Annotated in this window: 25 protein-coding genes; 10 read left to right on the top strand and 15 right to left on the bottom strand. The window is 74.0% G+C overall.

Features of this window, described 5'->3' with window-relative positions; genetic code table 11:
- Positions 1-2: 2 nt before the first annotated feature.
- The gene (locus tag E4P39_RS08000; RefSeq protein WP_135135861.1) at positions 3-929 is read right to left on the bottom strand and encodes an NAD-dependent epimerase/dehydratase family protein; all 927 of its coding nucleotides are present in this window, start codon (positions 927-929) and stop codon (positions 3-5) included.
- Positions 930-1,059: 130 nt separating this feature from the next.
- Here E4P39_RS08000 and E4P39_RS07995 point away from each other — a divergent pair, with 130 nt between their 5' ends.
- The 3 genes from E4P39_RS07995 (at position 1,060) to E4P39_RS07985 (ending at position 3,571) form a co-directional block, all read left to right on the top strand.
- A complete protein-coding gene (locus tag E4P39_RS07995) occupies positions 1,060-1,737 on the top strand; it encodes a TetR/AcrR family transcriptional regulator (RefSeq protein WP_135135860.1) in 678 nt (225 codons plus the stop codon).
- A 94-nt stretch (positions 1,738-1,831) separates the two neighbouring features.
- Positions 1,832-2,200, top strand: coding sequence for a hypothetical protein (locus E4P39_RS07990; protein ID WP_209306422.1), 369 nt, complete (start codon positions 1,832-1,834; stop codon positions 2,198-2,200).
- A gap of 135 nt (positions 2,201-2,335) precedes the next feature.
- Positions 2,336-3,571, top strand: a complete 1,236-nt coding sequence (locus E4P39_RS07985; protein ID WP_135135859.1) for a SpoIIE family protein phosphatase — start codon at positions 2,336-2,338, stop codon at positions 3,569-3,571.
- 66 nt (positions 3,572-3,637) lie between these two features.
- Here E4P39_RS07985 and E4P39_RS07980 read toward each other — a convergent pair whose 3' ends face one another.
- The 6 genes from E4P39_RS07980 to E4P39_RS07955 all read right to left on the bottom strand — a co-directional run bounded on the left by E4P39_RS07980 (position 3,638) and on the right by E4P39_RS07955 (position 7,415).
- Positions 3,638-3,931, bottom strand: coding sequence for a DUF1416 domain-containing protein (locus E4P39_RS07980; RefSeq protein ID WP_135135858.1), 294 nt, complete (start codon positions 3,929-3,931; stop codon positions 3,638-3,640).
- Positions 3,932-3,937: 6 nt separating this feature from the next.
- Positions 3,938-4,765 (bottom strand): sulfurtransferase, encoded by an 828-nt coding sequence (locus E4P39_RS07975; protein ID WP_135135857.1) that lies wholly within the window; start codon positions 4,763-4,765, stop codon positions 3,938-3,940.
- 38 nt (positions 4,766-4,803) lie between these two features.
- On the bottom strand, positions 4,804-5,223 hold the full coding sequence (locus tag E4P39_RS07970) for a DUF4395 domain-containing protein (RefSeq protein WP_135135856.1): 420 nt from the start codon (positions 5,221-5,223) through the stop codon (positions 4,804-4,806).
- 148 nt (positions 5,224-5,371) lie between these two features.
- Positions 5,372-5,815, bottom strand: a complete 444-nt coding sequence (locus E4P39_RS07965; protein WP_135135855.1) for a thioredoxin family protein — start codon at positions 5,813-5,815, stop codon at positions 5,372-5,374.
- 35 nt (positions 5,816-5,850) lie between these two features.
- Positions 5,851-6,555 carry a DUF2993 domain-containing protein gene (locus tag E4P39_RS07960; protein WP_245159705.1) on the bottom strand — a complete coding sequence of 235 codons (705 nt, stop codon included), beginning with the start codon at positions 6,553-6,555 and terminating at the stop codon, positions 5,851-5,853.
- Positions 6,552-7,415: a hypothetical protein gene (locus E4P39_RS07955; RefSeq protein WP_135135854.1), complete on the bottom strand. Its 864-nt coding sequence runs from the start codon at positions 7,413-7,415 to the stop codon at positions 6,552-6,554. Before E4P39_RS07955 ends, E4P39_RS07960 begins: the two co-directional genes overlap by 4 nt.
- A gap of 153 nt (positions 7,416-7,568) precedes the next feature.
- Here E4P39_RS07955 and E4P39_RS07950 point away from each other — a divergent pair, with 153 nt between their 5' ends.
- Both E4P39_RS07950 and mshD read left to right on the top strand, forming a co-directional pair.
- Complete coding sequence (locus E4P39_RS07950) at positions 7,569-8,330, top strand: response regulator transcription factor (protein ID WP_135135853.1); 762 nt, start codon at positions 7,569-7,571, stop codon at positions 8,328-8,330.
- Positions 8,331-8,337: 7 nt separating this feature from the next.
- Positions 8,338-9,249 carry a mycothiol synthase gene (gene mshD, locus E4P39_RS07945; protein WP_135135852.1) on the top strand — a complete coding sequence of 304 codons (912 nt, stop codon included), beginning with the start codon at positions 8,338-8,340 and terminating at the stop codon, positions 9,247-9,249.
- Between the two features lie 62 nt (positions 9,250-9,311).
- Here the strand turns inward: mshD and E4P39_RS07940 are convergent, their stop codons facing one another.
- The 6 genes from E4P39_RS07940 to E4P39_RS07915 form a co-directional block, all read right to left on the bottom strand.
- A complete protein-coding gene (locus tag E4P39_RS07940; RefSeq protein ID WP_167761688.1) occupies positions 9,312-10,046 on the bottom strand; it encodes a winged helix-turn-helix domain-containing protein in 735 nt (244 codons plus the stop codon).
- A 65-nt stretch (positions 10,047-10,111) separates the two neighbouring features.
- The gene (gene pstB, locus E4P39_RS07935; RefSeq protein ID WP_135135850.1) at positions 10,112-11,014 is read right to left on the bottom strand and encodes a phosphate ABC transporter ATP-binding protein PstB; all 903 of its coding nucleotides are present in this window, start codon (positions 11,012-11,014) and stop codon (positions 10,112-10,114) included.
- Between the two features lie 44 nt (positions 11,015-11,058).
- Positions 11,059-11,955 (bottom strand): phosphate ABC transporter permease PstA, encoded by an 897-nt coding sequence (pstA, locus tag E4P39_RS07930; protein WP_135135849.1) that lies wholly within the window; start codon positions 11,953-11,955, stop codon positions 11,059-11,061.
- Positions 11,955-12,938, bottom strand: coding sequence for a phosphate ABC transporter permease subunit PstC (pstC, locus tag E4P39_RS07925; RefSeq protein WP_245159704.1), 984 nt, complete (start codon positions 12,936-12,938; stop codon positions 11,955-11,957). Before pstC ends, pstA begins: the two co-directional genes overlap by 1 nt.
- A 52-nt stretch (positions 12,939-12,990) precedes the next feature.
- Positions 12,991-13,950, bottom strand: a complete 960-nt coding sequence (locus tag E4P39_RS07920; protein ID WP_135135848.1) for a PstS family phosphate ABC transporter substrate-binding protein — start codon at positions 13,948-13,950, stop codon at positions 12,991-12,993.
- A gap of 201 nt (positions 13,951-14,151) precedes the next feature.
- Entirely contained in the window at positions 14,152-16,101 is a 1,950-nt protein-coding gene (locus E4P39_RS07915; protein ID WP_135135988.1) for an LCP family protein, read from the bottom strand.
- Positions 16,102-16,305: 204 nt separating this feature from the next.
- Here E4P39_RS07915 and E4P39_RS22270 point away from each other — a divergent pair, with 204 nt between their 5' ends.
- Positions 16,306-17,169: a hypothetical protein gene (locus E4P39_RS22270; RefSeq protein WP_167761686.1), complete on the top strand. Its 864-nt coding sequence runs from the start codon at positions 16,306-16,308 to the stop codon at positions 17,167-17,169.
- A 113-nt stretch (positions 17,170-17,282) separates the two neighbouring features.
- On the opposite strand, the gene E4P39_RS07900 is transcribed toward E4P39_RS22270, so the two are convergent.
- Together E4P39_RS07900 and E4P39_RS07895 are read right to left on the bottom strand one after the other, a co-directional pair.
- Complete coding sequence (locus E4P39_RS07900) at positions 17,283-17,714, bottom strand: DUF2795 domain-containing protein (RefSeq protein ID WP_135135846.1); 432 nt, start codon at positions 17,712-17,714, stop codon at positions 17,283-17,285.
- A gap of 45 nt (positions 17,715-17,759) precedes the next feature.
- Complete coding sequence (locus tag E4P39_RS07895) at positions 17,760-17,969, bottom strand: DUF2945 domain-containing protein (protein WP_135135845.1); 210 nt, start codon at positions 17,967-17,969, stop codon at positions 17,760-17,762.
- Between the two features lie 310 nt (positions 17,970-18,279).
- Here E4P39_RS07895 and E4P39_RS07890 point away from each other — a divergent pair, with 310 nt between their 5' ends.
- The 4 genes from E4P39_RS07890 (at position 18,280) to E4P39_RS07875 (ending at position 22,433) form a co-directional block, all read left to right on the top strand.
- Positions 18,280-19,104, top strand: a complete 825-nt coding sequence (locus E4P39_RS07890) for a siderophore-interacting protein (protein WP_135135844.1) — start codon at positions 18,280-18,282, stop codon at positions 19,102-19,104.
- A 354-nt stretch (positions 19,105-19,458) separates the two neighbouring features.
- Positions 19,459-20,178 (top strand): response regulator transcription factor, encoded by a 720-nt coding sequence (locus E4P39_RS07885; RefSeq protein ID WP_135135843.1) that lies wholly within the window; start codon positions 19,459-19,461, stop codon positions 20,176-20,178.
- The gene (locus E4P39_RS07880) at positions 20,175-21,701 is read left to right on the top strand and encodes a HAMP domain-containing sensor histidine kinase (RefSeq protein WP_135135842.1); all 1,527 of its coding nucleotides are present in this window, start codon (positions 20,175-20,177) and stop codon (positions 21,699-21,701) included. The genes E4P39_RS07885 and E4P39_RS07880 overlap by 4 nt, the downstream gene beginning before the upstream one ends.
- A gap of 21 nt (positions 21,702-21,722) precedes the next feature.
- A complete protein-coding gene (locus E4P39_RS07875) occupies positions 21,723-22,433 on the top strand; it encodes a PaaI family thioesterase (protein WP_135135841.1) in 711 nt (236 codons plus the stop codon).

Genomic DNA, 22,433 nt, shown 5'->3' with positions numbered 1-22,433 from the left:
CCTCAGACGGTCACCGGCACCCCCGCCACCGTCGCGCGCACGACCTCGTCCCATGCGGTGGCGGTCAGCCCGAACGTCTCCGTCGTGGCCGTCGCGTCGATCACGTACTCCTGGTCGAACTGGTGCCGGACGTCGACGACCTCCCGCATCAAGGGGACGGCGAGGCCCACCGCGCGCAGCACCGGCCACGGGATCCCGGTCACCGCCACCGGCCCGACCTTCATGGCCGCGGCCAGGTCCGTGATCGCCTGCCGCTGGGAGCGGGTGGCGCTGGGTACGTGCCACGCCCGGCCCAGCGCCCGCTGGTCCGTGCCCAGGGTGGCCAGGGTCGCGGCCACGTCGGGCAGGTAGGACCAGCTGCGGAGGGCGTCCGGGTCGCCGATCACCCAGGCCCGCCGGCTGCGGCGCAGGGCCGGGAGCTGCCGGGTCAGGTGCGAGTGGTCGCCGGGGACCTGCGGGCCGACGAAGTCGGCCGCCCGCGCCTCGGTCATCCGCACCCGGCCGGCCTCGTGCGCCGCCAGCGCCTCCGTCCACATCCGGGCACGGACGAGGCCCTTGGCGTCGGATGCCGCCAGGGGGCTCTCCGGTGTCATCGGGCCGCCGGGACGCCCGTAGCCGTACAGGTTCGACATCGTCACCAGGACGGCGCCGGTCCGCTCCGCGGCGGCGAGCAGTGCGGCGGCGACCGGCGGCCAGTCGGTGGGCCACCGGTGGTAGGCCGGGTTCACCGCGTTGTACAGCGCTGCGGCGCCTCGTGCGGCGGACGCGACGGCGTCGACGTCGGCCGCGTCGACCCGGCGGTGCTCGACGGCGTCCGTCGAGCGGCCACCGCTGCGGGACAGGACCCGTACGGAGTGGCCGCGGGCGACCAGCTCCTCCGCCGTGGTGGTCCCGACCGGGCCCTTGCCGACGATGACGTGCAGTTCCATGGAGAGCTCCTCAGACCTTCGACGAGAGCGGTGCTCTCGTTCGAGATCGATGCTCGACCCAAGAGCTGCCTACTGTCAAGAGCGGCGCTCTCACTTGCGAGCACCGCTCACATGGCGGCATCATCACGGCATGACCTCCGCCCGGGAGCGCGTCCGCAGCGAGCTGACCGCGGAGATCACCGCCGCCGCCCGCCGTCAGCTCGCCGACGTCGGCGCGGCCGGCCTGTCGCTGCGAGCCGTCGCCCGCGAGGTGGGCATGGTCTCCTCCGCGGTCTACCGCTACTTCCCGAGCCGGGACGACCTCCTGACCCGGCTGATCATCGACGGCTACGACGACCTGGGGGCGGCCGCCGAGGCGGCCGACGACCCCGCCGAGGCCCCCGCCGGGCGCTGGTCGGCGGTCTGCCGGGCGGTGCGCGCCTGGGCGCTGGAGCATCCCCACGAGTACGCCCTGCTCTACGGCTCACCGGTGCCCGGCTACCGGGCGCCGCAGGACACCGTGCCGGCGGCCTCGCGGGTCGGCGGCGTCCTGGGCCGGATCCTGGGGGACGCCGCCCGCGGCGGCGCGCTGCCGGAGGCGGCAGGGACACGTGATCCGTCACTGATCAGCGACGCGGCGGTCGAGGTCCTCGGCGGCGACCACCCCTCGCTGGACGAGACCGTGCGCGTCCGCGCCCTGCTCGCGTGGAGCTCCCTCTACGGCACGATCAGCTTCGAGTTGTTCGGCCACTTCGTCGGCTCCGTCGAGGACGGCGATCGCTACTTCGACCTGGCGATGGACGACCTCGCGCGCCTGATCGGCCTCTGAGGCCGTTCCCGCGGCCGGCAGGCGGCCCGCCGCTCATCGCGATCCGGCGCCGACACCCTGCCCGAACAGGTACTTCGCGTCCTATTTTCTGCGAATGCGTCGGATCTCGCTGCCCGTCCACACCCTCGACGCCTACAGCAGCACGGGGGTCGCCATCACCCGGTTCGGTCGCGTGGAGCAGCCGATCGAAGGGTTCGGCGTCGACGTCGCGACGTTCGCCGCTCGTTCCCGGATCGGCCGGCACCCCGCCCAGCTGTGGCAGCTGCTGGCGGTGGTGAGCGGTGAGGGCTGGGCCGCCGGCCCGGACGGGCACGCCGTCCCGCTCGTCTCCGGCGACGCCGTCCTGTGGGAGCCGGGCGAGGAGCACGCCAGCGGCTCGTCCACGGGGATGGTCGCCGTCCTGGTGCAGAGCCCGGTGCCGCCCGTTCGGCAGCCCGACGACTCCGCCCCGCCCGTCGAGTGATCCGACGCAACACGGGCGCAGGCTCGAAGGTGGGCGACACCGAAGAAGGGCAGGGCACAATTCAGCCCGGCTCGGAGCGGACGCTCTCGCACGAACCATGCCGGGCAGGCCGTCACGGCCGGGAGAGGGGCGTCGGTGCAATCGGCGGAGGACCAGCTCTCGCGCGCGCTCGCGCGGTACGAGTGGGTCCTGGCGCACGTCGCCAACGGCATCTACGGGCTCGACGCCGACGGGCGGGTGGAGTTCGTCAACCCGGCCGCGGTCCGCATCACCGGCTACTCCGAGGCCGATCAGCTGGGCGCCGACCAGCACCTGCTGCTGCACAGCACCCGGTCCGACGGCACCCCGTACCCCAGGCACGAGTGCCCGGTGTGGCAGGCCCTCAGGACCGGGCGCACCGTGGTCGCCGAGGACGAGCTGTTCTGGCGCAGCGACGGCGTCGGTGTGCCGATCGATCTCGTCGCCGTCCCGACGGTCGAGAACGGCCGGGTGACCGGCGTCATCGTCTCCTTCCGCGACCTCACCGAGCGGCGGGCGGTCGAGCAGCAGGCGGCAGAGCTCGCCCGGGTGTCCCGCGCGGCGGCCGCGCAGCGCGAACTCTCCGACCGGCTGCAGCAGGCCCTGCTCACCCCGCCACCCGAGCCCGACCATCTGCACGTCGCGGTGCGCTACCAGCCCGCCCAGCACGAGGCGCAGGTGGGCGGCGACTGGTACGACGCGTTCCTGCAGCCGGACGGCGCGACGATGCTCGTCATCGGCGACGTCGTGGGGCACGGCAGCGCTGCCGCCGCCGCGATGGGGCAACTGCGCGGCCTGCTCCGCGCCCTGGCCTACGACAACGACGAGCCGCCCGCGGCCACGCTGATCCGCGCCGAACGTGCCGCCCGGGGGCTGGCCGTCTCCAGCCTGGCGACCGCGATCCTGGCCCGCGTGGAGCGGCATCCCGAGGTGACCGGTCGCCGGCTCCTCCGGTGGAGCAACGCCGGCCACATCCCGCCGGTGCTGCTCGCCGCGGACGGCAGCACCACGCTGCTCGAGGCGCGTCCCGACCTGATGCTCGGCGTGGAAACCGACGCCCGGCGGGCCGACCACACCGCCGACCTGCCCGACGGCTCGACGCTGCTCCTCGTCACCGACGGGCTGGTGGAGCGGCGCGGCTCCGACCTCGACGAGGGGCTCGATCGCCTCCGGGAGGCGCTCAGCGACCTGGCGGAGCGGCCGTTGGAGGAACTCCTCGACACGGTGCTGGCCCGCCTCGTGCCCCGAGCCGGCGAGGACGACGTCGCGATCGTCGCCGTCCGCGTCTACCGGGAGGACCGTCCCCGGCCCGCCGAGGCCGGCCCCAACCGGCTGCCGCCCGGCATCGACTGACCCGGAACCCACGGCGCCCGCCCCGGCATGCAGCCGGGGCGGGCGCCGTCGTCGTCGTGCGTGGGGTCAGGCGACCGCGACGGTGGTCTCGTTCAGGCCGACCTCGGCGGCGAGGGTGCGCTCACCCTTGCCCACCGGTGCGAGGGCGCGCACCTTCCAGGCACCAGGGGCGGCGAAGAACCGGAACTCACCCTCCGGGCTCGCCACCACCTCGGCGGTGAACTCGTCGGTCGAGTCCAGCAGCCGGACGAAGGCACCGGCCACCGGGGCGCCGTCGTGCCAGACCGACCCCTGGATCACCGTCTGCGTCGTGAGGTCGATTCCCGCGAGAGAACCGCCCTGCTTCGGGGCTCCGCACATGTCAGCTCACTTCTCGATCGGGACGCCGACGAGCGAGCCGTACTCGACCCAGCTGCCGTCGTAGTTCTTGACGTCGGACTTGCCCAGCAGCTCGCGGAGCACGAACCACGTGTGGCTCGACCGCTCGCCGATGCGGCAGTAGGCGATGGTCGCCTTGCTCTCGTCGTAGCCCTGCTCGGCGTACAGCTCGGCGAGCTGCTCGTCGGTCTTGAACGTGCCGTCCTCGTTGGCCGCCTTGCTCCACGGGATGTTCTTGGCGGTCGGGACGTGCCCGCCCTTCTGCGCCATCTCCTGCGGCAGGTGCGCCGGGGCGAGGATCTTGCCCGAGAACTCGTCGGGCGAGCGCACGTCGATGAGGTTCTTCGAGCCGATCGAGGCGACGACCTCGTCGCGGAAGGCGCGGATCGAGAGGTCGGGGTCGCTGGCCTTGTACTGGGTGGCCGGGCGCTCGACCGCGTCCTTCGACAGCGCGCGGCCGTCGAGCTCCCACTTCTTGCGGCCGCCGTCGATCAGCTTGACGTCGCGGTGGCCGTAGAGCTTGAAGTACCAGTACGCGTACGCGGCGAACCAGTTGTTGTTGCCGCCGTAGAGGATCACGGTGTCGTCGTTGCTGATGCCGCGGGACGACAGCAGGGCCTCGAAACCGGCCTTGTCGACGAAGTCGCGGCGCAGCGGGTCCTGCAGGTCCTTCTTCCAGTCGAGCTTGACGGCACCCTCGAGGTGTCCGCCGTCGTAGGCGCTGGTGTCCTCGTCGACCTCGACGAAGACGAGACCGGGCTTGCCGAGGTTCTCCTCGGCCCAGTCTGCGGTGACGAGCACGTCGCTGCGGCTCATGGTGGTTCCTCCGGTGTGAGTGCGGGGTGTGCGGATGGTCAGGTGGCGCGGGCCGGCAGGGCCCGCCGGACGGTGAGGTAGAGCTCGCAGCCCAGACAGAAGCCGGTGGCCCCGTTGAGCAGGGCCGCGACGAGCGCGAGGCCGGTGGCGACGGCGCCGACGAGCGGCGCCCCCAGCAGGTAGCCCGCCGCCCCGACGACGGCGAACAGCAGGCCGACGAGCTGGGCGAACCGGACCGGGGCCTCGGGCTCCCGCTCGCGGGCCGGCCCCAGGCGAGGCGCGACGAGGCGCCGGAACAGCACGCCGTAGGGGGCGTACCGCAGGCCGGCGAACGCGCCGACCGCGAACACCGCCGCCTGGACGGCGACCAGCGCGCCGCTGCCGGCGAGCAGGGCGACGGCGAGGACGACGCTGGTGATCCCCGCGGAGAAGCGCGGGCCACGGACATCGATCAGCATGGAGCGAGAGACCTTCGGACGGCGGACAGGGCGCGTCTGGACGGTCGGGACCGTCCTCAGAAGGTCGGACAGAGGCAGCTGCCGACGCGGCACAGGTCAACTGTGCGGCGCGAGGTCAGCAGGGTGCCCACGAGGGAAGAGTAGCCGATCACGAGCCGACCCCGACGTGCGCGTCTATCAGGGCGGTCAGCTCGTCGGGGCGCGGCGCGCCGCTGCTCCGCCCGATCAGCCGCCCGTCCCGGCCCAGATAGAAGAGCGTGGGGGTCCGACGGACGTCGAGCTCGCGCACCTCGTCGAGGTGGCTCTCCGCGTCGACCTGGACCACCGCGAGGCCGGGGCGGGTGCTCTGCAGCTGCTGCAGCCGCGCCTTCGTCGCCCGGCAGGGGCCGCAGAACGCCGTCGAGAACTGGACGACGGTCAGGTCGGCCTCCGCGGGACGCACGCCGAGGCGGTGCAGAGCGGGCGGCAGGCCGCCGGGCTCCCCTGCCGCCGCGGGCGGGATGACGGCGCCGTTCCGCGCGCGCAGCCACCAGGCCGCGACGCCGGTCAGCACCAGCGCGGCGACGAGGACCACCGCACCCGTCCCGCTCATCCTCGGTCGAACCGGCCGCTGCCGAGCGGTATTCCTCAGCCCCCGATCACCGTGTCCCTCGCCTCGAGGCCCACGACGACGCCGTCGTCGGCCGGCATGACGCTGGTGAGCCGCAGGCCGAACGGCAGCGCCGGGACGGCGTAGCGCAGGTCGAGCAGATCGCCGGCCCGCTCCACCAGGAAGTCGGGCAGGTCCACGCCGGCGCCCGCCGCCGTCTCCACGTCGATCACCACGTCGCTCCCGTCGAGGGTCGCCTGCCCGACCGCGGTCAGGGGCACCGTCCGGCCGAACAGCTCGACCGTGCGGGTGATCCGCAGCCCGTCGCCCTCGCGGGCCAGGGTGGTGTCGGCGCCGAGGGCGGTCGCGAGCAGCTCGTAGGACAGCGTCGCCGTCCCGTCGACGCGTTCCACCGGGACCTCCTGCACGGAGCCCGCGAGAACTGCGGACAGCGGCACCTCCACCCCTCGCAGGGCGACGTCGGCCGCCGTTCCCTCCGGCTGCCCGAGCTGGTCGGCGCGCAGCGAGATCCGCACGTCGTCGTAGCGGCCGGCCAGCGCCTGGGTGAGGAACGGGAAACCGGTGATGTCCACCTCGGGCGTGCCGGCGAGCCCGGCCTCCGCCGCGATCTCGCTCGCCACCCGGTCCTCGGCGACGCCGACGGCGACCCGGTCGGCGAGGAAGGCCAGCCCGAGGAGCACGACCAGCACGATCACGAGCGCCGTCAGACGGCGAACCGTCACAGAACGGCCTGCAGCGCCAGGGCGACCGGTCCGCACGCGGCGATCGGGAGGGCCGCCTGCACGACCGCGAGCACCCACGGCGAGGGCACCCCGTCCCTCGAGCGGCTGCCGACCCGACCCTCGTCCGCACCGTCCGAGGTCGCCGCCACGACGACGTAGCTCGCCGCGACGGCCATCAGCCCCGCCACCAGGCCGAGCACGGCACCGTAGGCGAGGGCCGCCGGTCCCCCGGCCGGTTCGCCGAGCCCGCGGCCGAGGAACGTCACCGCCGCGCCGGCGAGCACCGACACGCCCAGGCCCGCGAGTCCACGGGGAACGCCGGGCGCCAGCTGCGGCCGGGGCAGCACCAGGTCCACGAGGTGGCCGGCGACGAGCGCGGCCCCGACGGCGAGGAGCACCACGAGGGCGCGGCCGGTGCCGCCGGGCGCGCGTCCCACCAGCAGCAGCGCCGCGAGGGCCCCGATCGCGCAGAAGAGCAGGACGCCCGCGGAGAGCGACGCGACCAGGTCGTGCCGTGGCCTGCGGAACATCTGCTGGAGGACCACCGCGAGGAAGCCGAGACCGAACACGGCGAGCAGGCCGCCCATGGCGCCACGCCCGGGGAGCACGAGGGCCAGGTCGGCCGCGACGGCGGCCGCCGACCCCACCGCCAGCGACCCGGTGAACCCCTGGATGCCGGTCGTCACCACCCACGCGAGCACCAGGCCCAGCTGCAGCACCAGCACCGCGGCCAGCCGCCCGACGTCGCCCAGGACCTCGGGAAGACCCACGAGCAGCGCGACCGCGAGGCCGGCGAGACCCGCCGCGGGCAGGTGGTGGACCCGGACCGGCAGCGCGGAATCCAGCACGGGGGGGCTCACGGGTCGATCGTCGCAGAACCGCGGCGCCCGATCCGCTCGACAAGCGGACGCGGGCTCTCCGGCGCAACGTCGGCTATCCTCGCCCCAACCTCGACAGTGCTGTCGTAGGTCCATCGACGACGCCGGTCGTCGAGGGCCCCGTGAGGAGACGACATGCGACTCGTACTCATGACCGCGGCACGACAGGCCACGACCGAGGTGTTGCCTGCCCTCGGGCTGCTGCCCCACCAGGTGCGGGTCGTGGCCCCTGAGCTGTCCAGCCTGCTCGACGGCGACTCCGGGGACGTCGTCCTCGTCGACGCCCGGCACGACCTGGTCCGGGCGCGCACCCTGTGCGGTCTGCTGTCCTCCACCGGCGTCGCCGCCTCGCTGATCGCCGTGCTGGCCGAGGGCGGGCTGGTCGCGCTGTCGGCCGACTGGGGTGTCGACGACGTGCTGCTCGACACCGCCGGCCCGGCCGAGGTCGACGCCCGGCTGAAGTGGGCCACCGCGCGCCGGATGGCCGCGACGACACCGGCCGACGGCGGCGACGGCGGCGTCACCCAGGCCGGCGAGCTGGTGATCGACGAGCACAGCTACTCCGCCAAGCTCCGCGGCCGGCCGCTCGACCTCACGTACAAGGAGTTCGAGCTGCTCAAGTACCTGGCCCAGCACCCGGGCCGGGTCTTCTCCCGCGCCCAGCTGCTGCAGGAGATCTGGGGCTACGACTACTTCGGCGGCACCCGCACGGTCGACGTCCACGTGCGCCGCCTGCGCGCCAAGCTCGGCATCGAGCACGAGGCCCTGATCGGCACCGTGCGCAACGTCGGCTACAAGCTGGACCAGCAGGTCGCCGACGCCACGGCCAAGGCTGCCGCCACCTCCAAGGACATCGCGTCCACCTCGGAGGACAGGGCCGACGCCGAGCTGGTCTGATGACCGGGTGAGCACCGACTACACCCTCGACGTCGCGGCCGTCCTCTCGCTGCTGCGCGCCGCCGCGGCCGCCGACGGCGTGCGCCCGCTGTCGGAGGAGAGCGAGCTCCGGCTGCAGCACGGGGGCCGCCCGGGCGGAGGCGACCTGGTGGTCCACGACGGCGACGAGCTCGCCGGGTACGCGCGCCACGACATCGGCACCGACGGCGGGATGGAGGCGGAGCTCGTCGTCCACCCGTCCTTCCGCCGGCGGGGCCACGGCCGCGCCCTGCTGGATCTCCTCGTCGAGCTGGCCGGTGCGCGCCCCCTGAGCCTCTGGGCGCACGGCGACCTGCCCGGCTCGGCCGAGCTGCTCGCGCCCCGGGGCTTCACCCGTGCCCGCGTGCTCCTGCAGATGCGGCGGGACCTCGCCGGCGTCGATCCCGACCCACGCACGCAGCTGCCCGACGGGGTGCACGTCGAGCCCTTCCGGCCCGGCCGGGACGAGCCGGCGTGGCTGCGCCAGAACGCCCGCGCCTTCGCCGCCCACCCCGAGCAGGGCAGCTGGACCCCCGACGACCTGCTGCTGCGGGAGAAGGAGCCGTGGTTCAACGCCGACGGTTTCCTGCTCGCCTGGCGGGGCGACCCCGATGCCGGCGGCGAGCTGCTCGGCTCGCACTGGACCAAGGTGCACCCACCGGGGGATGCCGGCGACGAGGCGGTCGGCGAGGTCTACGTGCTCGGGGTCGACCCCGATGCACAGGGCCTGCGCCTCGGCCGGGCGCTCACCGACCTCGGCCTCGCGCACCTGCGGGGACGCGGCCTCGGGCAGGTGCTCCTCTACGTCGAGGAGGACAACGTGCCGGCGGTCCGGCTGTACGAGAGCCGCGGCTTCGGCCGCTTCTCCGTCGACGTCTCCTGGCGCCGCGACCCGAGCTGATCCGGGGTGGCGCGGCCGCTCAGGCGTCACCCTTGCCCGGTGTCCGCCCGTGCTGTGCGGCCTCAGGCCGACCGGCTCTCCGTCCGGTCCGACTCGATGCCCGGCACGTCGAGCCGGTACCCGACGCGGCGGACGGCGACGATGTCGGCCACCCCGTGCAGCTGCCGTCGCAGGTGCCGGATGTGGACGGCGATCGTGTTCGCCGTGACCGTCTCGCCGCGGGACTCCCAGATCTCCGAACTGATCCGGCCCGGCGACACCACCCCTCCGACGTGCAGCATCAGCAGGCGGAGCAGCTCGAACTCCCGCAGGGGAAGGCGCAGCGGCCGACCCGCCGCCCGGGCCTCGAAGGCCGGCCCGTCGAGCTCGAGCGCCCCCGCGACGAGCACCGAGGCGTCCCGGCGGCGGCGTTCCAGGAGGGCCAGGTGCGCGCGCAGCAACGGCTCGATCTCCTTCCCCCGGTACGGCCGGGACACCACACCGCTCGCCCCCGCCGCGAGGACCGCCCCGGCCCGGTCGGCATCGCCGACGGCGACGCCGACGACGACGGAACCCGCGCCGTGACCGTGGCGGCAGAGGACCGCTGCGACATCGGCGGCCGACACCCCGGGAAGGGTCGCGCTGAGGATCGTCACCACCGGATCGGTCCGGCCCGCCTGCCACAGCGCCTCGGCGCCGTTGTCACAGACCGTCGTCCGAACCCCGGCGCCGACGACCGCCGTCAGGCTCGCGCGCGCCGCGGGGTCCTCGTCGGCCACCAGCACGTCGAGCGCGGCCGGCTCCAGCCAGGAGGCCACCGGACCCGGGAGGCGGCGCCGTTCCCGCCCCGTGCTGCCGCATCGATCCCGGGCCGTCACGGCGATCAGCCGAAGCGGCCGGAGATGTAGTCCTCGGTGCGACGGTCCGCCGGGTTGGAGAAGATCTTGGACGTCAGGTCGTACTCGACGAGCTGACCCGTCCGGTCGCCGGTCCCCTCGGCCGCCTTGGCGGTGAAGAACGCCGTGCGGTCGGCGACGCGGGCCGCCTGCTGCATGTTGTGGGTCACGATGATGATCGTGAAGTCCTTGCGCAGGTCCTCCATCAGGTCCTCGATGCGCGCGGTCGCGATCGGGTCCAGGGACGAGCACGGCTCGTCCATGAGGATCACCTCGGGACGGACAGCGATGGTCCGGGCGATGCACAGCCGCTGCTGCTGACCGCCGGAGAGCCCGTAGGCGGACTGCTTGAGCTTGTCCTTGACCTCGTCCCACAGCGCGGCACCGCGCAGCGACTCCTCCACCAGGTCGTCCATGGAAGACACCTTCATGCCGGTGACGCGGGGGCCGTAGGCGATGTTGTCGTAGATCGACTTCGGGAACGGGTTGGGCTTCTGGAACACCATGCCGATGCGCCGGCGGACCTCGATCGGGTCGACGTCCGAGCCGTAGATGTCCTGCCCGTGGTAGGTGATCTTCCCGGTGACGCGCGCCCCGGTGATGAGGTCGTTCATCCGGTTCAGGCTGCGGAGCACGGTCGACTTGCCGCAGCCGGAGGGCCCGATCATGGCGGTGATCTCGTTCTTCCCGTAGACCAGGGAGACGCCGTGCACGGCGCGGAACTGGCCGTAGAAGATGTCGACGTCCGTGCACTCGATCACCGGCGTCGGCACCTCGGGGAGGTACCGCCCCGAGGCTCGGTCGACCCGGACGTCGATCTCGCGAGCGGACGCGTCCTGCGGGGCTGCGGCAGCGGGCCGCTCGGTGGTGGGGGCGTCGGTGCTGGTCATGTCCGTCCAGTCCGTGGGGGTCGTGCTCCCGGAGGGAGCGGTGGTCACCACTGCCGCTGGTAGCGATTGCGGATGAGGATGGCGAGGGCGTTCATCAGCAGCAGCATCACCAGGAGCAGGATGATGGCCGCCGCCGCGAGCTGCTGGAAATCGGCCTCGGCTCGGCCGGCCCAGTTGAAGATCTGGATGGGCAGGGTCGTGAAGCCCGACAGCAGCCCGTTCGGGTCGAATCGGATCGTGACGAGGCCACCGAGCAGGAGCAGCGGGGCGGCCTCGCCCAGCGCGCGGGACAGCGCCAGGATCGTGCCCGTGGCGACGCCGGGGATCGCCGACGGGAGGGTCTGCCGCCAGACGGTCTGCAGCGGGGTCGCTCCCAGGGCGAGGGATCCCTGGCGGATCTCCGCGGGAACGGCGCGCAGGGCCTCCCGGGCGGTGATGATGATGACCGGCAGGATCAGCAGCGCGAGCGCGATGCCGCCGGCCAGCACGACGCCGCGGCGCAGCCCGATCGACAGGGCGAACCCGGCCGTCAGCAGGCCGTAGACGATGGCCGGCACGGCCGCGAGGTTCTGCAGGTTGACCTCGATGAGGCGGTTGTACCAGCGCCGGGGATCGGCGAACTCCTCGAGATAGACGGCCGCGGCGATCCCCAGCGGGATCGCCATGATCGCCGTGGCAGCGATGACCCACAGCGAGCCGATGATCGCGGCGCGCGCGCCGCCCCGCTCGGGGGCGATCTGGGACGTGTACTGCGTCAGCAGGTTCGAGTCCAGCCGGGGCAGCCCGTCCATCACCGAGGTGATCAGCAGGGTCAGCAGGCACAGGATCGAGAACCCCAGCGCGCACCACAGGGCCACGAGGAACGCGATCGACGCGGGGCTCTTGGCACCGTGCTTCCGCGCCTTGATGGGCTGCGTCGCGAGCTGGCCGATCGTCGCCATCAGTACGCCTCCCGGAACCTGCGGACCAGCCGGATGCTGATCATGTTGATGACGAAGGTGAGAACGAACAGCAGGAGACCCACCGCGAACAGGGTGTTGTAGCTCAAGGTCCCGGGGGTGCTCTCCCCGGTGGCCGTCTGGGCGATGAAGCCCGTCATGGTCTGCCCGGGCTGGGTCGCCCCCGTGACGACCCGGGCCTGGGTGCCGGCGGCCAGGGCCACGATCATCGTCTCGCCGACGGCCCGCGACAGGGCGAGCACGATCGAGGCGGCGATCCCCGACACCGCCGCGGGGAAGACCACCCGGAGGGTGGTGCGCATCTTGTTGGCCCCGAGTGCCAGCGATCCCTGCCGCAGCGACGACGGCACCGCCGACATCGCGTCCTCGGACAGCGAGGCGACCGTCGGGATGATCATGATGCCGAGCACGAGCCCCGCGGACAGGACGCTGAAGGTGCCGACCTCGATCCCCAGCAGGTCCTCGAGGACGAACGGGGCCACGAACGTCAGCGCGAAGAAGCCGTAGACGACGGACGGGACGCCGGCGAGGACCTCCAGGACGGGCTTGAGCACCTTCCGTACCCGCGGTGCCGCGTACTCCGCCAGGTAGATGGCCGCGCCGAGGCCGAAGGGGACGGCGATCAGCAGTGCGATGGCGGTCGTCCACGCCGTCCCGGTGATCAGCGGGACGACGCCGTAGGACTCCTGGCCGGGGAAGCGTGGCGTCCACCGGGTGCCGAAGAGGAACTCACCCACGCTCACCTCCCGGAAGAAGGACAGCGCCGGCAGCAGCAGGGAGACGACGATCCCGATGGTGACCAGCACGGACAGCATCGCCGCCCCCTGGAGGACGACCATCACCGCCCGCTCGCCGTAGCGCGGCGAATGCCGCGCCAGCGAGGAGGGGTCGAACGACTGGCCGCGTCGACCGCCCTGGGGGGCGCCCGCTGCCGGGGGCCCCCCTGCTGCCGTGATGCTGCTCACGACGCTCCTCTGCTCACTGCTTTCCTCCGACGGGCGACCGTGGTGCGCCGACTCAGCCCAGGGACGAGGCGGTCGACTCGAGCGCGCTGCGCTGCTCGTCGTTCAGCGGGATGAACTTCGCCGCCTCGGCGATGGGCGCATCGTTGGCCGCGAAGAAGTCGACGAACGCCTTCACCTGCGGCTTGTCGGTCACGGCAGCGTTGTTGACGTAGATGAACAGCGGGCGGGCGAGCGGGGTGTAGCTGCCGTCCTGGGCCGCCTCGGCGCTCGGGGCGACGCAGCCTTCGCCGCTGTCGATCTCGACCGCCTTGAGCGCCTCCGCGTTCTGCTCGAAGTACGTGAAGCCGAAGTACCCCAGGGCGTTCGGGGACCCGCTGACGCCCTGGACGATGACGTTGTCGTCCTCCGAGGCGTTGTAGTCGGTCCGGCTCACGCCCTCCTCACCGTTGATCTCGCCGGTGAAGTAGTCGAACGTGCCGGAGTCGGTGCCCGGGCCGAAGAGCTCGATCGGCTCCGCCGGGAACTCCGGGTTCACCTGGTTCCACGTGGTGATGGTGCCCTCCGCGGCGGGGCCCCACAGGGTGGCGAGCTCCTCGGTGGTGAGGCAGGTGATGAAGTCGTTCTCCGAGGAGGTGACGACGGTCAGCGCGTCGGTGGCGACCTGGAGCTCGGTGAACTCGATGCCCTCGGTCTCGCAGGCCGCGGCCTCTTCCTCCTTGATGGGACGGGAGGCGTTGGAGATGTCGGTCTGGCCCTGGCAGAACACCTCGAACCCACCACCGGTGCCGGACGTGCCGACGGAGACGTTGACGTCCGGCGCTTCCTCGAGGAAGAACTCGCCGGCGGCGGAGGTCAGGGGCTCCACGGTGGAGGAGCCGTCGACCAGCACCTCGCCGGAGACGCCGCCCTCACCGGTGGCCGAGCCCTCGGTCTGGCCGCCGCAGGCAGTGAGACCGAGAGCGATGAACAGCGTCGCCGGAAGAGCCGTCCGGCGCAGAGTGCGTCGATTCACTGAGGTCTTGCCTCTCTCATGGGGCCCGGAGAACGCGGCCGTGGAGTACCAACGCCGGTCAACCTAGGAAGCGCTCATGAATCGACGACCGAAGCAAGATGAACACCAGGCGAACGACGCCCGCACAGACGGCGCGCCCGAGATGACCCGGATCACCTTCGCGCCCACCCGGTCACCGCTGCGCTCAGCGGCGCCGGGAGCTCAGGTGCAGGTGACGGGGGCGGGCGCCGGCGCGGCCGGGGCCGGGGTCTCGGCCGGCGCGGCCTCCGCCGGGGCGCCGATCGTCACCGGGACCACGGTCGTGTAGCCGGGGCCGATGACGAGCTGGACGGTGTCGCCGATGGCGTCGCTGGGCTGGAGCACCGCCCCGGGCACCGCCGCGGCCACGGTGCGGGCGTGCTCCCCGGCGTTCGGTCCGTGGCGGACGACGCTCTGGTTCACGGTCCCCGGCTCGTTGCCGACCGTCCCGACCCCGAAGCCCTGCTGCTGGAGCGCCGCGGCCACCGTGGCGGCGAGCCCCGTCGTCCCGGTGCCGTTGAGGACGTTCACCGTCACCTGGGCCGGCGCGATGGTGAGCCCCTCTCCGCCGGCCGGGACCGGCTCGGGAGCGGGCGCGGGCTCGGCCTCGGGGGCCGCCTCGGACGCGGGCTCCCCCACCGCCGGCGCACTGCCGGTCAGGAACTCCTTCGGCACCTGCGCACCGGCGACCACCGCGTCGAACAGGCTGCGGGTGCCCGCGCCGTCGAGGAGCACGTAGGCCTGGTCGGTGCCGACCGGCAGGTAGCCGACCTGCGCCACCGGCAGCACCGCGCGCTGCACCGCGTCGCCGGAGAGGTCACCGAGGGAACCGGCCAGGACCCGCAGGTCCGCCAGCGTGGTCTGCGCGTCCACGGTCAGCGCGTCCGCGGCGCGGTTGAGGAACCGGGCGAGGGTCAGCGGGTCGGTCAGCGTGCCGGTCGACATCGCCGCCCGCAGGGTCGACGTGAGGAGCCGCTGCGCCCGCTCGGCCACGGCGGCCCCGGTGACGTCGGCCCCGGTGTCGCCCGGCTGCAGGAAGCCGGCCGCCGTCTCCCCGGACAGCTCGGCCGGACCGGGAGGCAGCGGCAGGGCCGCCGCCGACGTCGCCTCCGACGGGGTGATGCAGACCGCGACGCCACCGAGCGCGTCGACCATCCCGGGCAGCCGGGCGAGGTCGACGCCGAGGTAGTGGTCGATCCGCAGGCCGGAGAGCTGCTGGACCGCCCGCACCATGCAGGAGGGGCTGCCCTCCAGCAGCGACTCCGCGAAGGCCTCGGTGGTCGGGTTCCGCAGCGATCCGTCCAGCGAGCGGCATTCCGGGGTGTCCACCAGGGCGGTCGGGGGGAAGCTCACGAGGACCGCACGGTCCCCGTCGGCGGACACCGACGCGAGCAGGGTGGTCACCGACGAACCGCCGTCCTGGCCGGGCACGCCGGTCCCGACGACGAGGTAGGTCTCGGCGCCCGCCTGCAGCGCCGGGGCCAGGACCTCCGCGCCGTCGGTGGCCAGGGCCTCGACGCGGCCGATCTTCTGGTCGACGTAGAAGTACAGCCCCAGGTGGTAGAGGACGACGACACCGACGGCCAGGGCGAGCGCGGTCAGGAGCCGGCCGAGGCGACGTCGTCCCGGACTCGCGGGGGGCCGGCCCGGGCCGCGCGGCCGCGACTTACGGGGCGGGGCGGCGTCCTCGGGCGGCGGGAAGAGTCCGGGCAGCGGCGGGATCGGTCCGCTGCGCCTGGAGGGCCGGACGTCCGGTTCCCACACCGTGGCGCCCCGCTCGAGCACGGGGACGGGGGGCAGCCCGAGCTGCGGAGTGACCCTCGCCGCTCCGGGGACCGGCGGCAGACCGGCCTGCTGTGCGGGCGGCGGCGCGGCGAGACCCCCCGGCACGGGCGGGAGGCCGGCGCGGACCACGGGCACGTCCTCGGGACGTACCGGCACCGGCTCCTCGACGCGACGCTCCTCGACGCGACGGGCGGCCCGCCGTCGGCCGGTCGTCGGGCCGCCCTGACGGGCCACCAGCTGTTCGACGGTGACCGGGTCGGCGCCCGGAGCGGCGTCGTCATGGGACCGGCGGGTGCGTCCGGGGACGCCGCGGCTCCCCGAGCCGTCCCACGTCGGCTTTTCCCCCACCGGTGTCGACACCTTCTCGTCGTCCGAGCCCTCGTCGTGCCGTCGGTCCCCGCTTCCACCGGCGCGCAGACCGGCGGCCGCGCACGATCGCGGTACCTGGAGGATACGGGGGGAGGACCGGCGACCACGGCGACGCGCGGCAGAATCGACCCGCAGGGCGCAACCGAATAGTGAGCCATGCGGCTGGTGCGTAGCGTGGTGGGCGTGAGACTGCCCTCAGTGCCGGGACCCGCTGACGTCCTCTCCGCGATGGGAGGCGTGCGCGACGGGATCTCCGAAGCGCTCGCCCTGGTCCCCCGGGTCGGTGCGGCCGTCGGCCGGATGGAGGAGCTGCTCTCCCGGGTGGACGGGCTGCTGACCCGCGTGGAGAACGTGGTCGACCGCGCGGACGAGGCCATCGCCGCCGTGGCGGAGACCCGGGCCAAGGCCGACGACGCCATCGCCGGCGTCGCCCAGACCCGGGCCAAGGCCGACGACGCCATCGCCGGCGTCGCCCAGACCCGGGCCAAGGCCGACGACGCCATCGCCGGCGTCGCCGACACCCGGGCCAAGGCCGACGACGCCATCGCGGGCGTCGCCCAGACCCGGGCCAAGGCCGACGAGGCCATCGCCGCCGTTGCCCGGACCCGGGTCGCGGCGGACGAGGCGATCGCCGCCGTAGGGCTGACGACGAGCACCGCGGACACCCTGCTCGCTCGCGGCGACGCGCTGATCGGCCGGGTGGAACCCCTGGTGGGCGGCTACGTCCAGCCGCTCACCGACCTCACGCCGTCGGTCCGCCGGCTGGCCGAGACCCTGGAGCCGCACGAGGTCGAGGCGCTCGTCCGGCTCATCGACCAGCTGCCGCAGCTGGTCAGGCACCTGGACGAGGACATCTTCCCGGTCCTGGAGACCCTCGGGAGCGTCGGCACCGACGTCCACGATCTGGTCGACACCGTGCAGGACCTGCGGCAGGTCGTGAAGGGCTTCCCCGGGTCGCGGCTGTTCCGCCGCCGCGGCGCGGAGGAGATCGCCCAGGAGGAGGCCGACGAGGCCACCCAGGACGGGGCGCGCAGCCCCAGCGCGTGAGTTCCGCCGCCTGAGCGGCCCGCCCGACGTCAGCCGCCGAGGGCATCGGGTTCCCCAGCGGAGCTGTGTTCAGGTAGCCGCCGAAGGCGCCGGTTTCCCCAGCGGAGCTGTGATCAGGTCTCCGTCGGGTGCCCGAGCGCGCGGACGACGTCGCCGATGCGCTCGTAGGTCTCGCCGTCCGGCAGCTTCTCCAGCTCCGCCACGACGGCGTCCGGCGCCTGGTGGTCGCGGGCGGCCTCGACGAGTCCGGGGCCGGTGCTGGGATAGTCCGCGCGATCCAGCCAGCGGGCCAGCTCCGCGCGGACGACCACGGCGTCCGGGTCCATCCCGACCGGGGTGCCGCCCACGAGGGTGTCCGCCGGCGAGACGTCGAGATCCGGGTCGCCCTCGGCGACGGGCTCCGGCTCGGCCCATTCCTGCGCGTGGGTGGATCTGCCGGAGCGCACCATCCCCTCGACCTCGTGCTGCAGCTCCTCGTCGAGCCGGGGGCTGTGCTTGGTGCTCCGCTGGGACGTGCCCGCGAACTGGTCTCCGGTCTCGCTCACAGTGCCTCCTGGTGGCTCGGGGTCGGTCGGTACCGCCCCGTCGGTTCAGTCCTTGTGCAGGGCATCGGGCTTGTGGACCGCCGTGCCGCCGCTCTTCTCGCTCGTCACCTGGTACTGGGGGTCGTCGGGACTGGCCCGCACGGTCCGGCCCGCCGCTTCGGTGTCCGAGGTGATCTTCCGGTCCACCGTGCCCTCGGCCTGACCGCCATGGCTGTTCCAGCGAACGTGGTCGCCCTTCTTCAGGTTCTCGGCCACACGTGCTCCCTCGGTCGCGGACGGACGTCCCCTGCCCCTGCCCGGGGAGGCGGTCACACACACATGAGGTGCCAGCGGGAGAACGTCACCCGTTCGTGAGGACCTCACTCGCATGAGCAATGGCGCGGCCGATTTCGTCACGTAGCGTTGCCGTCGACGGGGTCCACCGCCCGTCCGTGCTGGTAGCGCGGACGTTCCGGTGACCGAGCGTGAGCTCGTACCCCGTCCTCGATCGCCGGCCCGGTCGACCCCATTCCCCCGGGGTCGGCCGGGTCGGCCCTTGTCCGGGGTCCGCCTAGGCTCGGCCGACGTGAGCGCCCTCCCCGACGATCCCGCCGTCGAACGGTCGCCGTCCGACGGTCCGGCCGGGGACGGACTCCGGCCGGTCCACGTGCTGACCGTGACCGGCGTGACCGCGGTGACGCCGGCGGTGCGGCGGGTCGTCCTGTCCGGCTCCCCCGCCGCCGTGGCCGCCGCCGGGCCCACCGTCTCCCTGCTGGTCCCCCGCGTCGGCGACGCCGTGCCGCGCTGGCCCCGGGTGGCCAAGGACGGCCGGATCGTCTGGCCCGACGGCGCCCACGGGGTGAGCCTGCGCAGCTACACCGCCCGTCGGCAGGACCCCGTCGCCGGCGAGGTGGAGATCGACTTCGTGCTGCACGGCGACGGCCCGGCCGCCGCGTGGGCAGCCGCGGCTCTCCCGGGCGCCCCGCTCGGCGTTGCCGGCGGCGGCTCCCTGGGCGATCGCCCCGCCGGTTCCCTGCTGCTCGTCGGCGACGAGACCGCGATCCCGGCGATCAGCCGCATCCTCGACACCGCCGCGCCCTCCACCCGGGGGGTGGTCCTGCTGGAGGTGGCCGGCACGGAAGAGGAGCAGCCGCTCGCCGTTCCGGACGGCATCTCCGTGCGCTGGCTGCACCGCGGCGGCCTGGCACCCGGGGAGAGCACCCTGCTGGCCGACGCGGTGGCGGAGCTCAGCCGGCCCGAGGGGGATGACGTCTTCGCGTGGGTGGCCGCCGAGTCGGCCACCGTCCGCGCGATCCGGGCCGACCTCCGCGCCCGATGGGGGCTCGGCCGGGCCCAGCACCACGCGATCGGCTACTGGCGGCGGGGCCGCGCGATGTCCCCCGCCGGCTGACAGCCCCGGGAGCATCGCAGCGAGCGCCGGCGAGCGAGGAGCGGACCGGGGCTCGGAAGCCGGCACGAGGGCACCGCCGGCTGACAGCACCGGGAGCATCGCAGCGAGCGACGGCGAGCGAGGAGCGGACCGGGGCGCGGAAGCCGGCACGAGGGCACCGCCGGCTGACAGCCCCGGGAGCATCGCAGCGAGCGCCGGCGAGCGAGGAGCGGACCGGGGCGCGGACGCCGGCCGGGGGGCACAACGGGATGCGCGATCTCCAGCCAGTTCACAGGTAGCGTCCAGACCGGCCGCAGCCGACGTGGTCATTCTCGGGGCATGACGACGGCATCCCCACGTGCTACCGGAGGACCCGTGACCGGCAGCTCCCAGAGCGCCCCCGAGGCCCGCCTGCTCGTGGTGGACGACGAGCCCAACATCCGCGAGCTGCTCTCGGCGAGCCTGCGATACGCCGGCTTCGAGGTGGCCACGGCGGCCGACGGGCAGCAGGCCCTGGCGCTGGCGGACTCGTTCCGGCCGGACCTGCTCGTCCTCGACGTCATGATGCCGGGGCTCGACGGCTTCGGCGTCGTCCGCCGGCTCCGGCAGGCGGGGCGGCACACGCCCGTGCTGTTCCTGACCGCCCGCGACGCGGCGGAGGACAAGGTGTCGGGTCTGACCCTCGGCGGCGACGACTACGTGACCAAGCCCTTCAGCCTCGACGAGGTCCTGGCCCGGATCCGGGCGGTGCTCCGGCGCAGCACCGGCGCCCAGCGGGCCGCCGAGGCGCCGCGGCTCTCCTTCGCCGACATCGAGCTCGACGAGGAGTCGCACGAGGTCATCAAGGCCGGCGAGGTCATCGGCCTGTCCCCGACCGAGTTCAAGCTGCTGCGCTACCTGATGGCCAACGCCGGGCGGGTGCTGTCCAAGGCGCAGATCCTCGACCACGTGTGGAACTACGACTTCAACGGCGAGGCGAACGTCGTGGAGTCCTACATCTCCTACCTGCGGCGCAAGATCGACACCACCGAGCCGCGCCTCCTGCACACGATCCGGGGGGTGGGCTACACGCTCCGGCTGCCGCGGGGAACGTGAACGGCGCCCCGGCCGACGTCGCCCCCGCGACCCGCCTGTCGCGGGTGCCGCTGCGGATCACGCTCGTCGCCCTGCTCGTGGTCCTCGTGGCCCTGGCCCTGGTCGCGACCGGCGCCGGGGCCACCGCCATGCTCCGCGGCTATCTCGTGGGCCAGCAGGACGCCGAGCTCCGCACCGTCCTCAAGCAGGCCGAGAACAACGGGAGCATCGTCGCCGCCTGTCTGGCCGAGGACGCGCAGTGGCTGCCCAGCTCGACCTATGTCGCCTGCCTGTCCCCCGACGGTGTGGTGACGGTGCTCGGCAGCCCGCCCGAACGCGGCGAGGACCTGCCCGACGTGCAGGACCTCGGCGAGGACCACTACGGCCGGGACGGCGGCGGGGGGCCCGCGCGTCCCCGCACGGTGCCGTCGGCGGGCGGCGGGGCGGACTGGCGGGTCGTCACCGCCGACCTGCAGGGCGGCCACACGCTCGTGGTCGGCACCGACCTCGGCCGCGACCAGGCCGCCATCGGCCAGCTGGTCGCGCTGCAGGTGGCCGTGGGCCTGATCGTGCTCGTCGTCCTCGGCATCGCCGGGTACCTCCTCGTGCGCAACAGCCTGCGGCCGCTGGCCGGGGTCGAGCGGACGGCCCGGGCGATCGCGGCGGGCGACCTGTCGCAGCGGGTGCCCGAGGGCGACGACCGGACCGAGGTGGGCCGGCTGTCGACGGCGCTCAACGGCATGCTCTCCCGGATCGAGCGGGCCTTCCGGGCCCAGCAGGCCTCCGAGGCGCAGGCTCGCGGCAGCGAGGACCGGATGCGCCGCTTCGTCGCCGACGCCAGCCACGAGCTGCGGACGCCGCTGACCTCCATCCGGGGCTTCGCCGAGCTCTACCGCCAGGGCGCCGTGCGCTCGGAGGACGACGTCCGGCGCCTGATGGGACGCATCGAGGCCGAGGGTGCCCGCATGGGCATGCTGGTCGAGGACCTGCTGCTGCTGGCCCGGCTGGATCAGCAGCGGCCGCTCACCATCGGCCCCGTGGACCTCGCCGAGATCGCCGGCGACGCCGTCCACGACGCCCGCGCCGTCCAGCCGGCCCGTCCCATCGCCCTGCACCTGGACGAGTCGCTCGTCGACGTCCCGGTCGTGCAGGGCGACGAGGCCCGGCTGCGGCAGGTCGTCGGGAACCTGGTCACCAACGCGCTCACCCACACCCCGGCCGACGCCCGGGTGACCGTGTCCGTGTCAGCGGCGGACGACGATCCGGGCGTCCTGGTGCTGCGGGTCGCCGACGAGGGCCCGGGCATGGACCCGGCCGACGCCGTCCGCGCCTTCGAGCGGTTCTACCGCGCGGACACGTCCCGGACGCGGGAGGCCGGCGGGACCGGGCTCGGCCTGGCCATCGTCGCCTCCCTGGTGGCGGCGCACGGCGGGACGGTCGACGTCGTCACCGCCCCCGGGGAGGGTGCCACGTTCGCCGTCCGGCTGCCGCGCAGCGGTCCGGCGGCGCGGCAGCCGGTCGGGGGTGGCGGCGACGCGGCCTAGCCGCCCTGTCACGATCCGGCGGTGACGACGACCGACGCGGGCCCCCCGTACGACGCCGAACTGATGGCCGCCGTCGCCGAGCTGGGCGGCGCGATGCGCGGGCTGGTCGAGGCCTCCGTGGCCACGACCGTGGACGCGGACGAGCTGCGAGCGGCGGCGGACGAGGTGCGCACGGTGACCGGGCGGCTGGCCGCGTCGCGGCGGCCGGCGACCCAGCTGCCCTCGCTGGACGACCCGGTGACCTTCCGGCGCGTCTACAACCCGGTGACCGGAGTCGGCAGTCCGCTGGCCCCGCCACTCGTCATCCGCGCCGCGGACGGCGGCGTGGTGGCCGAGGCGACCCTCGGGCTGCGCTACGAAGGTCCCCCGGGGTTCGTGCACGGCGGGGTCAGCGGGCTGCTCATGGACCAGATGCTCGGCGCGGCGACGATCGCCGCGGGCCTGTGGGGCATGACCGTGCACCTCGAGCTCGACTACCGCGGCCCCCTTCCGCTGCAGACACCCCTGGTGCTGCGGGCCCGGGTGGCGGAGGACGCCGGGCGCAAGACCCTGGTCGAGGGGGGCATCGCGCTCGCCTCCGCCCCCGGGCAGCCGCTCGTGGAGGCCCGCGGGGTCTTCGTGGTGCCCCGGTCCGACCGCCTGGAGGCCTACTTCGGCGCCATCACCGACGCGGCCGGCCGGCCCCGGCCGCCCGGTCGGCCCACCGACGCCACCGCCCTCGAGCGGGACTGA

The organism is Blastococcus sp. CT_GayMR19 (assembly GCF_004570385.1).
Lineage (GTDB): Bacteria > Actinomycetota > Actinomycetes > Mycobacteriales > Geodermatophilaceae > Blastococcus_B.
The sequence above is the reverse complement of the archived record's forward strand: the minus strand, read 5'-3'. Positions and strand labels throughout refer to the sequence as shown.